Origin of the sequence: Vibrio sp. V04_P4A5T148, from assembly GCF_963875605.1 — a bacterium.
GTDB classification, from domain to species: domain Bacteria; phylum Pseudomonadota; class Gammaproteobacteria; order Enterobacterales; family Vibrionaceae; genus Vibrio; species Vibrio anguillarum.
This window is the reverse complement of the sequence record NZ_CAWNMS010000074.1, coordinates 1-15,986: the sequence shown is the minus strand read 5'-3', so window position 1 is coordinate 15,986 and position 15,986 is coordinate 1. Positions and strand designations below refer to the sequence as shown.

At 43.8% G+C, this 15,986-nt stretch carries 13 protein-coding genes and 4 tRNA genes; 4 read left to right on the top strand and 13 right to left on the bottom strand.

The features are described 5' to 3' along the window. Nucleotides 1-214 precede the first annotated feature (214 nt). The 3 genes from ihfA to pheS form a co-directional block, all read right to left on the bottom strand. A complete protein-coding gene (gene ihfA, locus AACT18_RS15125) occupies nucleotides 215-511 on the bottom strand; it encodes an integration host factor subunit alpha (RefSeq protein WP_010319630.1) in 297 nt (98 codons plus the stop codon). Between the two features lie 421 nt (nucleotides 512-932). Continuing rightward, nucleotides 933-3,320 (bottom strand): phenylalanine--tRNA ligase subunit beta, encoded by a 2,388-nt coding sequence (gene pheT, locus AACT18_RS15120; RefSeq protein WP_094124932.1) that lies wholly within the window; start codon nucleotides 3,318-3,320, stop codon nucleotides 933-935. A 16-nt stretch (nucleotides 3,321-3,336) separates the two neighbouring features. After that, nucleotides 3,337-4,320, bottom strand: a complete 984-nt coding sequence (gene pheS / locus AACT18_RS15115) for a phenylalanine--tRNA ligase subunit alpha (RefSeq protein WP_017044058.1) — start codon at nucleotides 4,318-4,320, stop codon at nucleotides 3,337-3,339. Between the two features lie 217 nt (nucleotides 4,321-4,537). Between pheS and AACT18_RS15110 the strand changes: the two genes are divergently transcribed. Next, nucleotides 4,538-5,020 carry a GNAT family N-acetyltransferase gene (locus AACT18_RS15110; protein ID WP_017047007.1) on the top strand — a complete coding sequence of 161 codons (483 nt, stop codon included), beginning with the start codon at nucleotides 4,538-4,540 and terminating at the stop codon, nucleotides 5,018-5,020. Between the two features lie 84 nt (nucleotides 5,021-5,104). Here the strand turns inward: AACT18_RS15110 and AACT18_RS15105 are convergent, their stop codons facing one another. The 8 genes from AACT18_RS15105 to uvrY form a co-directional block, all read right to left on the bottom strand. Beyond that, entirely contained in the window at nucleotides 5,105-6,103 is a 999-nt protein-coding gene (locus tag AACT18_RS15105; protein WP_094124933.1) for a carbohydrate porin, read from the bottom strand. Nucleotides 6,104-6,855: 752 nt separating this feature from the next. Then, nucleotides 6,856-6,931 (bottom strand) — tRNA-Gly (locus AACT18_RS15100). Between the two features lie 23 nt (nucleotides 6,932-6,954). Further along, nucleotides 6,955-7,041: transfer RNA gene (locus AACT18_RS15095), tRNA-Leu, on the bottom strand. Nucleotides 7,042-7,126: 85 nt separating this feature from the next. Beyond that, nucleotides 7,127-7,202: transfer RNA gene (locus AACT18_RS15090), tRNA-Gly, on the bottom strand. A 2-nt stretch (nucleotides 7,203-7,204) separates the two neighbouring features. Beyond that, a tRNA-Cys gene (locus AACT18_RS15085) sits at nucleotides 7,205-7,278 on the bottom strand. A gap of 269 nt (nucleotides 7,279-7,547) precedes the next feature. Next, a complete protein-coding gene (gene pgsA / locus AACT18_RS15080) occupies nucleotides 7,548-8,105 on the bottom strand; it encodes a CDP-diacylglycerol--glycerol-3-phosphate 3-phosphatidyltransferase (RefSeq protein ID WP_013856615.1) in 558 nt (185 codons plus the stop codon). A 46-nt stretch (nucleotides 8,106-8,151) separates the two neighbouring features. Beyond that, nucleotides 8,152-9,984, bottom strand: coding sequence for an excinuclease ABC subunit UvrC (gene uvrC, locus AACT18_RS15075; protein WP_094125814.1), 1,833 nt, complete (start codon nucleotides 9,982-9,984; stop codon nucleotides 8,152-8,154). Continuing rightward, nucleotides 9,984-10,628, bottom strand: a complete 645-nt coding sequence (gene uvrY, locus AACT18_RS15070; protein WP_094125815.1) for a UvrY/SirA/GacA family response regulator transcription factor — start codon at nucleotides 10,626-10,628, stop codon at nucleotides 9,984-9,986. Before uvrY ends, uvrC begins: the two co-directional genes overlap by 1 nt. 481 nt (nucleotides 10,629-11,109) lie before the next feature. Between uvrY and AACT18_RS15065 the strand changes: the two genes are divergently transcribed. Beyond that, entirely contained in the window at nucleotides 11,110-13,473 is a 2,364-nt protein-coding gene (locus tag AACT18_RS15065) for a DNA polymerase II (RefSeq protein WP_094125747.1), read from the top strand. A 24-nt stretch (nucleotides 13,474-13,497) separates the two neighbouring features. On the opposite strand, the gene AACT18_RS15060 is transcribed toward AACT18_RS15065, so the two are convergent. Further along, complete coding sequence (locus AACT18_RS15060; protein ID WP_013856611.1) at nucleotides 13,498-14,265, bottom strand: nucleotidyltransferase; 768 nt, start codon at nucleotides 14,263-14,265, stop codon at nucleotides 13,498-13,500. 134 nt (nucleotides 14,266-14,399) lie between these two features. On the opposite strand from AACT18_RS15060, the gene yeiP reads away from it, so the two are divergent. Together yeiP and AACT18_RS15050 are read left to right on the top strand one after the other, a co-directional pair. After that, the gene (yeiP, locus tag AACT18_RS15055; protein ID WP_013856610.1) at nucleotides 14,400-14,966 is read left to right on the top strand and encodes an elongation factor P-like protein YeiP; all 567 of its coding nucleotides are present in this window, start codon (nucleotides 14,400-14,402) and stop codon (nucleotides 14,964-14,966) included. A gap of 2 nt (nucleotides 14,967-14,968) precedes the next feature. Then, a complete protein-coding gene (locus tag AACT18_RS15050; RefSeq protein WP_017048043.1) occupies nucleotides 14,969-15,289 on the top strand; it encodes an HI1450 family dsDNA-mimic protein in 321 nt (106 codons plus the stop codon). A 98-nt stretch (nucleotides 15,290-15,387) separates the two neighbouring features. Here the strand turns inward: AACT18_RS15050 and yqfB are convergent, their stop codons facing one another. Continuing rightward, entirely contained in the window at nucleotides 15,388-15,732 is a 345-nt protein-coding gene (gene yqfB, locus AACT18_RS15045; RefSeq protein ID WP_010319023.1) for a N(4)-acetylcytidine aminohydrolase, read from the bottom strand. Between the last annotated feature and the right edge of the window lie 254 nt (nucleotides 15,733-15,986).

The window sequence follows — 15,986 nt, the reverse complement described above, 5'->3', positions numbered from 1 at the left end:
ATCGCGTGTGCGCTAAGCTCTTTTCGTCCCCCATTGGGACCCCCTTTCAATTCTTAATTAACTCTTGCAGTTGCCAGACCACAAGACGTTTTTATCAAATTGAAAGGGGTTATATAACTGACTTATAGCTGTAAGCTTTACGGAACCCCCAGCCTAGCTGGGGGTTTTCTCGATACAAAAAAAAGACCACGCATAGCGTGGTCTATTGCTCGGTCTATTTTTCGACATTAATGTTCTCGACTCGGGCTTTTAATTTCTGCCCTGGGCGGAACGTTACGACACGTCGAGCGGAGATAGGAATATCCTCACCTGTTTTTGGGTTTCGACCCGGACGCTCGTTTTTGTCTCGTAGATCAAAATTACCAAAACCAGATAGTTTTACCTGTTCGCCACTTTCAAGCGCCTTGCGAATCTCTTCGAAAAACACTTCAACCGTTTCCTTGGCATCCCGTTTACTGTATCCAAGCTTTTCAAACAGGTTTTCAGCCAATTCGGCCTTTGTGAGCGCCATAAAACTTCCCTCAAAGCTATGTTAAACCTTGCTGCTTCTAAGCAGCGCCAAAGCATTTTCGCTTAGCCAATCAATAAGATATCGGCTTTACCTGAAAAGTGTATGCCAAGCTTCTGATTTTCGCCAACTTTTTTATTCGCAACAATATTAATAGTTTCATCAAAATAAGCGCATATACTGGCTGCATTTATACAATTAGACGTCGAAGATTGAGAAAAAACACTGACAATTTAGTTAGTTATATTATAACGACCAACATTTTTAGAATTTCATACTATTTTGAATGGATATCGATTTCTGATAAAAAAATTTATAACCTGTTAAATCATAGACTTGTTTAACACTAACTTGTCACTAAATTGCATATAAAAAAGCAGGCCCAACTTGAACCTGCTCAAATATACTTAGGCTACTTTCTGAATTAGTCGCGCAGGGCTGCACCAAACTGTGCCGCTACTGAAGTCACAATCGATTCAACAGCGCTTGCAATATCGGCTTCTTCTAAAGTACGTTCAGTCGATTGAAGCATCAACGCAATCGCTAAACTCTTCTTGCCCTCTTCAACCCCTTTGCCTACATAAACGTCAAACAGCTTCGCCTCTTTTAGAAGCTCACCACCAGCGTTACGACATGCATCGACAATATCACCTGAAGCAATGGCGCCATCAACAACCAGTGCTATATCACGGCGGTTCGCTGGGAACTTAGACAGTGATGCAGCTTCTGGAATTACACGGGTGTTCACCGCTGACCATTCAAGTTCAAATACGATGGTGCGGCCATTCAAGCCAAACTTACGCTCAAGCTCTGGATGAACAGTGCCTATCACCCCAATAATCTCACCATCGACAACGATGGCGGCCGATTGCCCAGGGTGCAGCGCTGGGTGTGCAACAGAAGTAAAACTGTAAGCTTTGCCGTTGGCGGTTAAATCAAGAATGGCTTCCAAGTCACCTTTTAGATCGAAGAAATCAACCGTTGCGGTGTCCATGTTCCAGTGCTCTTCACCACGAGTACCGGATATTACCCCCGCGAGCATAGGTTCTTGGCGCATACCGTTCTCTGCCGAAGCATCAGGAATAAAACGCAAACCATATTCAAACAAACGAACGCGTGGCTGCTGGCGTTTCTGGTTATGAACCACGGTATTTAATAGACCTTGGATCAAGCCCAAACGCATCGCCGACATATCAGCAGAAATAGGATTAGGTAGAATGAGTGGTTCAACATCTGGAACAATCAGTTTCTGCTGCTCTGGCTCAACGAAGCTGTAGGTGATCGCTTCATGGTAACCACGGTCAACTAACAAATGACGAACACGCTTAAGTGGCAAGTTTGCTTCTTGGTGGTCATTCATGCTCAATGCTGCAACGGGAGCTTGATTAGGGATATTGTTGTAACCGTAAATACGGCCAATTTCCTCAATCAAATCTTGCTCAATCGCGATATCAAAACGCCACGTTGGCGCGGTAGCAACCCAACTTTCTGCGCAACTCTCAACACTCATACCTAAACGTTTTAGGATTTCAACCACATCAGCATCCGCAATGTGATGACCAAGCAAACTGTCCAGTTTAGTGCGACGAAGTGTGACTTGATTTGGTTTAGGTAAATCCGTTTCAGACTCAACACTAACCACAGGTGCAACTTCACCGCCACAAATATCAACCAGCAGCTGAGTCGCTCGTTCCATCGCACTGGCTTGCAACGCGTAGTCAACACCGCGCTCAAAACGCATGGATGAATCAGTATGTAGGCCATAGCTACGAGCACGACCGCGGATATGGTCTGGTGCAAAGAAAGCACACTCAAGCAGTACATCTTGGGTTTCTGAGCTAACGCCTGAACCTTCACCACCAAAAATGCCCGCAATGGCTAATGCTTTATTGTGATCGGCAACAACCAGCGTATCAACATTCAACTTAGCTTCTGTACCATCGAGTAGCGTAAGTTTTTCATCCTGCTCGGCCATACGAACAACAATACCGCCTTCGATCTTGGCAAGATCAAAGGCATGCATCGGTTGGCCTTGTTCAAGCAAGATATAGTTAGTGATATCAACCACTGGATCAATTGAACGTAGACCACAACGGCGTAACTTCTCTTGCATCCAAAGCGGTGTTTGGGCTTGAACATTAATGTTTTTAACCACGCGACCAAGATAACGCGGACAAGCGGCCGGTGCTTTCACTTCAATAGAGACTTTATCTTCAATTGAAGTAGGAATAGCGATGACCGATGGCTCAGTGACATCAATGCGGTTCAATACACCTACTTCACGAGCAAGGCCACGAATACTAAAGCAATCTGCGCGGTTCGCGGTCAAATCGACATCAATAGTCACATCATCTAAGCTTAGGAATTCGCGGAAATCAGTACCAACGATGGCATCTTCTGCAAGCTCCATAATGCCAGCGGATTCAACATCAATCCCTAGCTCACTGAATGAACAAAGCATGCCGTGAGAAGGTTGACCACGTAATTTTGCTTTTTTAATCTTGAAATCGCCGGGCAGTACCGCACCAACAGTCGCTACCGCCACTTTTAAGCCTTGGCGGCAGTTTGCTGCACCACAAACGATATCAAGCAGTTCTTCTTCACCCACGTCAACTTTCGTTACACGCAGTTTGTCGGCATCCGGATGTTGACCACATTCCACAACGTGACCCACTTTGACGCCAGTAAATTCACCGGCGACAGCAAGAACGTCATCGACTTCCAAGCCTGCCATTGTAATTTGATGTGTAAGTTCGTCAGTCGTAACCGCAGGGTTAACCCACTCACGAAGCCATGATTCGCTGAATTTCATTGTGTTTACCCTTGAATTACTTGAATTGTTTGAGGAAGCGCAGATCGTTCTCAAAGAACGCGCGTAGGTCGTTGACGCCATAACGAAGCATCGTTAAACGCTCAACACCCATACCAAATGCAAAGCCAGAATATTTTTCAGGGTCAATACCAACACTGCGCAAAACGTTCGGGTGAACCATGCCACAGCCTAGAACTTCAAGCCATTTACCATTTTTACCCTTCACATCCACTTCCGCAGAAGGTTCTGTAAATGGGAAATAAGAAGGACGGAAACGCACTTCAACTTCTTCTTCAAAGAAGTTACATAAGAAATCGTTCAAAATACCTTTAAGCTGAGCAAAATTGACGTGCTCATCAACCAACATACCTTCAACTTGGTGGAACATTGGTGTGTGTGTTTGGTCGTAGTCATTACGATATACGCGGCCCGGCGCAATAAAACGAAACGGCGGTTGACCATTTTCCATAGTGCGAATTTGCACACCTGACGTGTGTGTACGCAACATTAAATCTGGATTAAAGAAGAAGGTATCGTGATCAGTACGTGCTGGGTGATCGGCAGCAATATTTAACGCATCAAAGTTGTGGAAGGCGTCTTCAATTTCAGGGCCAGATTCAACATGAAAACCAAGCTCACCAAAGAACTGCTCAATGCGTTCAACGGTGCGAGTCACTGGGTGTAAGCCACCATTTTCAATGCGGCGTCCAGGCAAAGTAACGTCAATCGTTTCAGCCGCTAGTTTGGCTTCTAACTCTGCTCGCTGCAAAGCATCTTTACGCGTAGCAATGGCGTGTTGCACTGTCTCTTTCGCAACGTTGATCTCTTGACCTGCAGCGCGACGTTCTTCGGGTGGCAATTTACCTAGGCTCTGTAGCTGAGTGGTTAACTCACCTTTTTTACCCAAGTACTGAACACGCACTTCATCAAGTGCGACTAGCGAATCGGCAGCATTAATCGCTGCGGTCGCATTAGCAATAATCTCTTCTAGATGTTGCATCGTTTCCTCATCTACCTGTAGGTAGTGTCCGTATAGGATGTTTTTGTATTTTTCAGATAGCTGCACATAGTATCGAAAGCCACCTCTAAAGCCAAATTGAAATGATACTGAGGCTTGCTCTTGAACAAAAAAACGGCATTATTTTTTGCCGCTCTCTTGATATTACCTCCCCCCCCCCAAACAATAATAAAAACATGACTATTTTTAAGAAGAAACGATGAACATCACGATAACACCAATCAAACCACAAGATGATCCGGACATTTGTAAAATTATCCAATCTGTAGGTGCTGAATTTGGAGCCATCGGTGAGGGTTTTGGCCCATCTGATGCTGAAGTGGAAAACATGAGTCAACATTACACGCAAGAGAGCAGCAGCCTTTATCTGGTAGCCAAACGTGACGGCATCATTGTCGGTGGAGCAGGTATTGCAGCCTTTCATCATAGCCAACGGATCTGTGAGCTAAAAAAACTCTTCTTATTACCAGAAAGTCGCGGTTGTGGGCTAGGAAAAATGCTCAGTGAAGCATGCCTATCATTTGCTCAAAATGCAGGTTATCAATCTTGCTATTTGGATACGTTATCTAGTATGACATCCGCCATTCAGTTATATGAAAAGCTCGGATTTATACATTTGGATCGACCAATGGACGGCACTGAGCACAACGGCTGCGATGTGTGGATGCTTAAACAGCTGTAAATCATCGCATCTGCTTATACAAAAAATGCCTACCGAACGGTAGGCATCAAAAGCAGTTGAGATTTAATGCTTAAGTTTTAAAACTTAGAAGAAGTATTTTAGACGGATACGCATGCCTAGATCTTTGTTTTCTGTGTCGTCTACTTTCGAGTAGTAAGTACCTAGATAAACAGAGAAATCTTCCACATCCATCACATTAGCAAATTGGTAAGAAGCATAAGTGGTGTTTACTTTCTCGCTAGAGCCAGTATCAACTTCACCATATACATGACCTAAACCAAAGCCTTTAAACAGTAAGTTAGCACCGATGGTCGTGTCTTCTTGCGTCTTGGTATCAAAATCACGGAATGCATAGTTCACGTTAATAGAAAGATCGTCAGCAGAGTAGTTAACCGTCGCGCCGTAGCCAAGGAAATCATTATCGGCATCATCTTTATCAGCAGTTAGATTGGCTTCTAAACCAGCAGCAACACGAACCGATTCAACGATTTGATACGCAACAACTGGGCGTACAAATACGGCATTCTGATCCGCTGCAGACTCATTCTCAAATTTAGTAGAGAGTTCAAAATAAAGGTTATCTGCCGTTTTGCTAAAGCCAATTTGTCCGTTATCACCACGGCCACGAGCCTTATTCGCACGGTATACATCGCCATTAGCAAACTCTTGCGGCTTGTCGGCATTAGCGTATTCAAGCATAGTATCTTGACCAACTGGGAATAGGTCAAACGCTTCATAGCGACCTACTTTCAGTTCCCAGTTATTCGCTTGGCCAAATGCAATCCATGCATCATCAAGGTCAACATCACCCGTTGTTTTAAGTAGTGGCTGTGCTTGTGCTTTGATATAACGGTCGCCACTCACACTGCGCTCGCCAGCGATTAGAACCAAAAGACGGCCGTCTTGATTTAATTTTTGTGCGTTCTTTGTATTACTGTCACGGAAGTTAATGTCAAACTCAACATCACCGCCGATTGAGAAAACACCTTGTTCACCTTCAACACTGATACCTGCGTTTGCTTGTAGTGCGGCTGAAATTAGAATTGCGGCAAGAGAAAGTTTACCAGAGGTAGCAAAATTCATTTTTTATACTCCATCGACCTTATGGTCATCATTATCATTATGTTGGTGCTTGACACCTTGAATCTCATCCTGAGATATAGGCAATAAAATTAATGAGTTAGGCTCAATTTCACCGGGGAAAATAGCACGCTACTTTGGTAATCATGAACAGCTCAATCTCTTTTATTGCTCAGCAACCACTGCTTATATATTCCCTTAACGTTGCTGACGGGGATGGAGTTTACATTCACTGAATCAATGTAAAAATAGATCAATGTCACATTGGGAATCGTTCCCATGAATGGGTTGTTGATAAGTTTATATAAATCACGCTTTTGCAAATAATTCACACCATAAATTAAATGTTGGCACGAAAATTATGTGAAGCAGGCCGAAATTTCACTTCACAAAATAATAACAACTCAAGATAAAGGTTGCTTTATCAAATTATTAACATTCTAGAATTGGGGATGGAGAGTAAAAACGATGCGAGATTTGACCATAAATTGAAGCATTGCTGTTTTGATGGTGATGGCTTTGCTTAAAATATTTCAATTTCACGTCCGAAACCGTCAACGAATATAGTGAACGTAGGGGATTTACCCAATTTCTGCTAGGGCTTTAATTTGGAGCGACACACGAGGTTCGCTTTCTTTTGAACTAAAAGCGTGACCTCAACCTTGGCAAGGTTGCTCTAAAACGATATCGTTGCTTGTAAACTGGCTGTGAGACAGAGATGAAAAAGCCCCAGCATTTCCGCTAGGGCTTTAATTTGGAGCGACACACGAGGTTCGAACTCGTGACCTCAACCTTGGCAAGGTTGCGCTCTACCAACTGAGCTAGTGTCGCATACTGCATAAGCAGTGAAAAGATGGTGCCCCGGGCCGGACTTGAACCGGCACGACTCGAAAGTCGAGGGATTTTAAATCCCTTGTGTCTACCAATTTCACCACCAGGGCACGCAATTCTGCATTGCGATGCTGTTTACAAAATTTAGTAACACCATCTTTAGATACTGAACGTTAAGTTCAACACCTCAAAATTTGGAGCGACACACGAGGTTCGAACTCGTGACCTCAACCTTGGCAAGGTTGCGCTCTACCAACTGAGCTAGTGTCGCAATGGAGGCGCGTCCCGGAGTCGAACCGAGGTCCACGGATTTGCAATCCGCTGCATAGCCCCTCTGCCAACGCGCCCCTGTAACATCAAGGGGTTGGGTTGTTTCTTCCGTTCCTCTCAAGTACGGGATGCATTCTACGCATTCGATTCGATGAGTCAATATTATTTTTTTAGTTTTTAAACCGTTTGGCTATTTTACATTCAAAAAGGACAAATCTGGTGAATTTGATAGCAAAATTCACCACCTTTTACACGAGATAACTGTGCTTTAACTGAAGCAATAATGCATGTTGTGAAAGGGATTGTAGAAATTGGAGGAACAAAAAAACGGGCCTAAGCCCGTTTCTTAATGATGTTCTGCATTGAGGAGGTCGTCTTTAGCTGCCGCCAAGTATTGAACCATTGACCAATAGGTCAAAATGGTTGCGATGTATAACGCTGCATAGCCGACCCACACCATCCAATCATCATGACGCCAAATCAGTACCCACAATGCAAACATTTGGGTGAGCGTCTTAACCTTCCCAACCCATGAAACGGCCACACTGGCTCGTTTACCAATTTCCGCCATCCATTCTCGCAACGCAGAAATGATGATTTCACGGGCAATCATTGTCACGGCTGGAATCGTTATCCAGAGACTGTGGTAATGGTCGGTGATCAAGATAAGAGCCGTCGCAACGAGCACTTTATCCGCTACTGGGTCGATAAAAGCACCAAAGCGAGAGGTTTGCCCAAGTTTTCGCGCAAGCATGCCATCTAACCAATCGGTAAAACCCGCTACCCAAAACACCATTGCCGCAGCAAAAGGGCCCCAGCCGTAAGGCAGATAGAAAACAACGACAAATACTGGGATAAGGAAAAGTCGTAATAAAGACAAAATATTAGGAATATTCAAACGCATATTTATAGGCTCTTATCGATTGCGCGGTTATGTTGCGTTATTTTTCTTATTGTTTCAATGCTTGATAAATGTTTTCAGCTAAAGAATGGCTAATACCGGGCACTTTGGCGATTTCTTCAACAGTGGCTCTCTTTAGCTCTTGCAGCCCTCCCATATATTTCAGCAGTGCTTGCCGGCGTTTAGGCCCAACCCCTTCTATGCCTTCCAATGTACTGGTACGCCGTGTTTTACCTCGTTTGGCTCTATGCCCAGCAATGGCGTGATTATGACTTTCATCGCGAATATGCTGAATCAAATGCAAAGCTGGCGCATCACTTGGCAGGTTAAATTCATCGCCATCGGTTGTAATCAACGTTTCTAGCCCCGGTTTGCGGGTAACACCTTTGGCGATACCAATCATCACCGGCCTTTTCGGCCAATCTTGCCAATGGCTAGAGATGATCTGCAAAGCTCGATTCAATTGCCCTTTACCACCATCAATGAAAATGACATCGGGGATTTTTTCCACGTCAAGCTGCTTGGAATACCGCTTATCTAACACTTGTCCCATTGCAGCGTAATCATCCCCACCAGTAATTCCCGTGATGTTATAACGGCGGTATTCTGGTTTAACAGGCCCTTCTTGGTTAAATATCACGCATGAGGCGATCGTGCTCTCTCCCATGGTGTGCGAAATATCAAAACACTCCATACGCTCTATGCTATCCAACCCTAAAACAGATTGAAGTGCTTTAAAGCGCTGGTTGATCGTCATTCTATGGTTAATCTTAGCCGTTATTGCACTCAATGCATTGGTATTAGCCAATTTTAAATATTGGGCACGCACACCTGTTGGGCTGATGTGGAAAGAAACTTTACGTCCGACCAAGGTCTGTAAGGCTGCTTGCAGCGGCTTTTCATCCTCTAGCAGACCCGCATTTAAGATCACTCTACTTGGGATCGTACGCGCTTCATTGTGACTTAAATAATACTGCCCTAAAAAGCCATCAAACACCTCTTCTTGAGTCGTGTTAGCCGGAATTTTAGGAAAATGACTACGACTACCCAATATTTTACCTTGGCGGATCATCAAAATATGGATGCAAGCGATGCCATTTTCTTGGGCAAATCCCAATACATCCATATCATCCATCGTCTCTTCAGAAACAAACTGTTGTTCTTGGACTCTTCGAATGGCTTGGATCTGGTCTCTAAATTTAGCGGCATTTTCAAACTGCAGTGCTTGGCTGGCTTGTTCCATTTTTTGCACTAATGTTTCAAGTACTTGGTTATCTTTGCCTTGCAAAAACAATCGAACATAATTAACCAATTCAGCATACTCTTCATCCGCAATGATATGACTCACACAAGGTGCAGCGCAGCGGCCAATTTGATACATCAGGCAAGGACGAGTCCGATTGCTATAGACGGTATCTTCACATTGTCTTACCGGAAATATTTTTTGGATGAGGTGTAACGACTCTCGAACCGCACCAGAATCAGGATATGGACCAAAATACTCACCTTTGCGCTTTTTCGCGCCACGGTGCAACGACAAACGAGGGTGCTTATGCCCACTAATAAAAATATACGGGTAAGATTTATCGTCTCGCAGCAGCACATTGTATTTAGGCAAATATTGCTTGATGTAATTATGTTCAAGGATCAACGCTTCCGTTTCAGTGTGAGTAACGGTGACATCAATTTTATTGATATGGCTGACTAACGCGCGCGTTTTCTCACTGTCGATTGTTTTTCGAAAGTAGCTAGAAAGGCGTTTTTTGAGGTCTTTGGCTTTGCCAACATAGATGATATCAGCCTCGGCGTTATACATTCGATAAACGCCGGGCTGATGGGTAACGGTTTTAAGAAAAGCGACCGAGTCGAACAAAGAAGTCACTAAAGCGTCTCGGTGTCTAACATTCCGTGTCGAATAGCTAAATGGGTCAGTTCAACATCACCGCTGATCGCTAACTTACTAAACAGTCGATAGCGATAGCTATTTACTGTTTTGGGGCTAAGACTAAGTTGCTCGGAAATATCCGTCACTTTTTGCCCTTTGGTAATCATCATCATAATCTGCAGCTCTCTTTCCGAGAGATCAGCAAATGGATTGTCAGAAGCTGGCGAGAATTGGCTTAATGCCATTTGCTGTGCGATTTCAGGCGAGATATAACGCTGCCCGCTATTCACAATGCGAATCGCGTTGACCATTTCATCTGGGCCTGCACCTTTGGTTAAATAACCCGCGGCTCCAGCTTGCATCACTTTGGTCGGAAATGGATTTTCCGTATGAACCGTTAACACGATGATTTTCACATCTGGATTAAAGCGCAGAATTTTTTTTGTCGCTTCCAAACCGCCGATACCAGGCATGTTCATATCCATTAAAATAACGTCGACATGATTAGTGCGACACCATTTTACTGCTTCTTCACCGCTGTCAGCTTCCCCTACTACGTTCATTCCACGGACGTCTTCAATAATACGTCGTATCCCTGTGCGAACCAGCTCGTGATCATCTACAAGGAAAACACTTATCAAACTTGTATCTCCACACTCATCTATTGGCTCTGCACCCACTGAATCGTGGATAGCAGCATCGCGGCCCACATTAATTAGCTCACAATTGGAAATTAACTCACAATCGGGTAATTAACTTAACATTGGTTTTTACTCACACTGAATATGTGCTCAAACCCCAAATTTGGCAAGTACTTATTTGTTCGGCTAATCATCCAATGAGAATCCATTAACAAATCAAAAGCTTAATTATATTAGCAGAGATGCCGCACGACTTTTACATGATTTTTTGACAAATTTGAACCTAAACATAAAAATGCAACCAGCCTCATAAAAATACAAAACCAAAACAAATCATAAAGTTAAAATGCATACACCATACCAATTAACGGTTATTTGATCTCCATCGCCCGCTTACTCACCTCACTGAAATTCGTTATTTACCTCGTAGCTCTGATATGATGCCCTCCCCCAAGGTTACGACTATTTGGATTTATTACGCTTGGTTATTCAACACGGTTTTTTACTTACTCGCCATGCAAGAGACCTTCATGGCTCGACTCATATTGAGTTGTGGTTGAGTACGCCTCAAGGTCCAACCCAACTGATTATCCGTGGTGAAAAACCCGTTTTCTTCATACCACAGAAAGATGTGCCACAAGCGCAAAAATTAGCGTTAGAGCGGCAGCTCTCTATCGAATTAAAAACATTGGATTTGGAAGATTTTGAACATACCCTCCTAGCGGGTTGTTATTGTCAAACGATTCAAACGCATGCTGAGTTTTCGGCACTACTAAAGCAACATCATATTCTGACGTTAGAAGATGATATTAAGCTTGCCGACCGCTTTCTTATGGAGCGTTTTCTTAAAGGCAGCATTGAATTCACTGGACGGCTTACCCAGACGTTTTCCCATTCAAAAATAGAACAGGCGAAATGTCGACCGGGCAACTATCTTCCTCATCTGAAAGTGGTTTCGCTGGATTTAGAATGCTCTGAAAAAGGCATTCTCTATTCGATTGGTTTTGATAGCCCAATGGACAGCCGCGTAATCATGATTGGTGAGCCCGAGCCTTGCGATACCCCAATTCAGTGGGTGAAAGACGAATACGCATTGCTCAACGCTCTCATCGATTGGTTCACTGAGTTCGACCCTGATGTAATAATTGGCTGGAGCGTGATTGATTTTGATTTTCGCTTACTCCATAAAAGAGCCGAGTGGCATAAGTTAAAACTTGCGATTGGTCGCGGCAAACAGCACAGTTTTTTTCGTAGTTCAAACCAGAATCAGCAAGGGTTTATTACCATTCCCGGGCGAGTAGTATTGGATGGAATTGATACATTAAAAACAGCCACTTACCAATTTCGTTCTTGGTCATTGGAATCAGTATCAAGGGAGCTATTAGGCGAAGGAAAAGCGATTCACAACGCCCATGATCGGATGGATGAAATCAACCGTATGTTTAAAAAAGACAAACCTTCACTGGCGAAATACAACCTACAAGATTGTGTGTTAGTGAATAAAATCTTTGAACATACCCATTTGCTGGATTTCGCCATTGAACGTTCCCGTCTCACGGGTGTGGAGCTAGATCGCGTCGGCGGTTCTGTCGCCGCCTTTACCAATCTCTATTTACCTCAATTGCATCGCGCGGGTTACATCGCGCCTAACTTACACTCCGAAAATTGGGTCGCAAGCCCCGGAGGCTATGTGATGGACTCCATCCCTAACCTCTACGACTCTGTGTTACTTCTTGATTTTAAAAGCTTATATCCCTCGATCATTCGTTCATTTTTAATTGACCCACTTGGCTTGATTGAAGGGCTAAAAATTCCGATTGGCAAAGAGGATAATCAAGCGGTAACGGGATTTCGTGGCGGTCAATTTCACCGCACCAAACATTTTCTTCCAGAGATGATCGAGAAATTGTGGGCTGCGCGTGATGTGGCGAAAAAGAACAATAACAAAGCCTTTTCACAAGCGATAAAAATCATCATGAACTCTTTCTACGGTGTACTTGGATCGTCAGGTTGTCGTTTTTTTGATACTCGTTTGGCGTCCAGTATTACCATGCGCGGACACGAGATCATGAAGCAAACTAAAAAGTTAATTGAGGCGCAAGGCTATCAGGTGATTTATGGTGATACCGACTCAACCTTTGTCTCTTTAGGTGGTCAATATTCACAGCAGCAAGCGGATCGCGTAGGAAAACAACTGGTTGAACACATCAATCAATGGTGGACGACCCACTTGCGTGAAGAGTACCGATTGGAATCGATGCTGGAATTGGAATACGAAACCCACTACCGAAAGTTTCTGATGCCAACCATCCGAGGTTCAGAAACGGGGTCAAAAAAACGCTATGCGGGATTGATCGGTGAAGGCGAAAACGAGCGGCTAATTTTTAAAGGCCTAGAGAGTGCAAGAACGGACTGGACTCCGCTCGCACAACGCTTTCAGCACCAACTTTATTCGATGATTTTTAATGGTGAAGACCCTGCGGCGTTTATTCGTGAAATCGTTGAGCAAACTCAAACCGGTCAACTCGACCATGAGCTCGTGTACCAAAAACGGTTGCGTCGCAAGCTGCATGAATACCAAAAAAACGTACCACCACAAGTAAGAGCCGCACGACTTGCTGATACGATAAACCAGCAGTTAGGCCGACCATTGCAATATCAAAATCGAGGTCGTATCGAATACCTCATCACACTGAATGGCCCTGAGCCTAAAGAGTATTTAAAAAGTCCTATCGATTATCAGCACTATATCGATAAACAATTGCAGCCAGTCGCAGAAGCCATTTTGCCTTTTGTTAGCTTGAATTTCGAACAGCTCAGCCAGCCACAACTTGGGTTATTTTAAGAAGTACGACGATCTAGCCAGCGGTTAACCAATCCGAAACTCTGTTTTTTGATACTGCTTTGCAAGCCATTGCCCATAACTGTCTAGAATTCCAATCACTGAGCGTTTGGCGATCACTCGCCCAGAGAGCAAAATACCCAATCTCTCAATGTCGATTTTTTTCTCCGGGTGATAACGTAAAAACTGCTGCCCGCATTCGATAGGATCATCAAACCAATTTTTGTCACGATACATAATCAAAGAATAACTGGCGCGCAGTAATTTCTTGGCAATGGCTACTTGCGCCTTGCTCTGTTCGCTTTCAGAACTGGTTTTTGCAATTTTATCACGGTAAAAAAAGACCCAATCTGCGATGTCCATATTCCAGTGTTTAGCTATTTCCCAACTGGGTTCGAAATCGCCAAAGCATTCCGCCAGATCATCACCCAAGATGCAAACGCAACAATGGCGCAACATAAATCCCCACGTAAAAATGCTCTCTAAAGTGGCTACCTCGCTCACGAGTGCAGTTTTGATCGAGACTTCGGTGATATGTGGGAAACTTTTCTGAAATCGCCATTTTATCGTATTTAGCAGAGTTGCTCGTTGCTCGGAGAAATCACGGTGCGTCACCAACACTACATCCAAATTGGAGCGCCCATAACGCGCAGTTCTGCGCGCCACACTGCCATAAAGGTAAAGACTATGTAGATTGTCACCTAACCCGGCACGCAGAAACTTGATGAGATCATCGATAGCCGCTTGATATTCAGCCTGAAAGGGTTGTTTTGGGTCAATAACCGATAAATACATAGCAAAAAGCGTTAGTTAATTTAAGAAAAAGTACACGCGGTCATGTTCTACTATGCAAAGCAATCAATCAAGATATTCCTTTTCGAAAACGGCAAGGTATAATGCGCCGAAACTAAGTATGAAGGAAAAATTCCATGCCAAAGGCGAATGAATTAAAAAAAGGGTTTGCTATTATTTCTGGTGGCAAGACGCTATTGATCAAAGACATCGAAGTGACCACTCCTGGTGGCCGCGGTGGTTCTAAAATCTACAAACTACGTTGTACTGATTTGAACACTGGCGCTCGCGTTGATGAGCGTTTAAAAGCCGATGACTTTGTCGACACCGTTGACATGAACCGCCGTGCGGTTTCGTTTTCTTATGTTGATGGTGATGAGTACATCTTCATGGATAACGAAGATTACACTCAATTTACGTTTAAACAGGCGGATATCGAAGATGAGCTACTGTTCATCACGGAAGAAATCCAAGGTATGTATGTGGTTGTCGTTGACGGTGTTGCGGTAGCACTAGATGTCCCTTCATCTGTTGAGCTTGTGATTGAAGAGACTGATCCTTCCATCAAAGGTGCTTCAGCTTCTGCGCGTTCAAAACCAGCACGTTTAAGCACTGGTCTTGTCGTGCAGGTTCCTGAATATGTCGCAACTGGCGACCGTATTATTATCAACACCGCTGAACGCAAATACATGAGCCGAGCATAATAATGTCTGATTTGATTTCTTACGACGATGCCATTGATGCGGCTTACGACATCTTTCTTGAAATGGCACCCGATAATCTAGAACCTGTTGATGTCATTCTGTTTACGGCACAATTTGAAGACCGTGGCGCAGCTGAACTGGTTGACGTTGGTGATGATTGGGTTCAACACGTGGGTTTTGACGTCGATAAGGAAGCTTATGCGGAAGTATTGATCGGTCTTGTCAATGAAGAAGACGACGTACTAGACGATGTGTTTGCAAGAATGCTCGTTAGCCGCGACCCAGACCAAAAGTTCTGCCACATTCTGTGGAAGCGTGACTAACCTCATTACTGTTGCTGCGTTTTATAATGAAATCGTCGTGACACTGTCTTGAGGCAAACAGCAATAACGCCAATCGTGATTGATTGGCGTTATTATTTTTAAGCGTGATCTTTTTCCAGAGCTTTCTCTTCAACCAGTTGATAGTGAATTACATACAACTGTTCAATATTGGGATAAATGTCTTGAATCACCTCTTTCAGTGTCGTGAGTGACATATTTTCTTGCTCTGCATGGTAGTGGCTTAATTCGCTAAATAGGATCGGTTCAACCTTATTGATTAACAAGCGGCAGAACTTTCGTCCCTCTTCCAACGTACTCACCTCGACAATAGAGCCAACTTGGTAGTGCTTTTCGCTCTCATCACGAATGGTGATCACTTTCTTTTTCGCCAAAATATCCGCTTCAAAACGAGCGAAAAAAGTCATTTCTGTTGGAGCTGTCATCGCATTTTCTCTTTATTATTTAAACCACAAGTTACCATTTACAACACAGGTTACTATTTACAACACAAGTTACGACGCCATCTTACCGTGACACTGACCCTTTGTCGTCGATAGCTGCTTCACCAATTCACAGTTTTGGCCGATGATGATCGCAAAGCCTTATCTAAATATTGCATTTCCCAGCGACTTCGTTAATTATTTGTATATTCAAATAAAACTCATCATGCCCATGTCAAGCTCACCACTTTATAGAC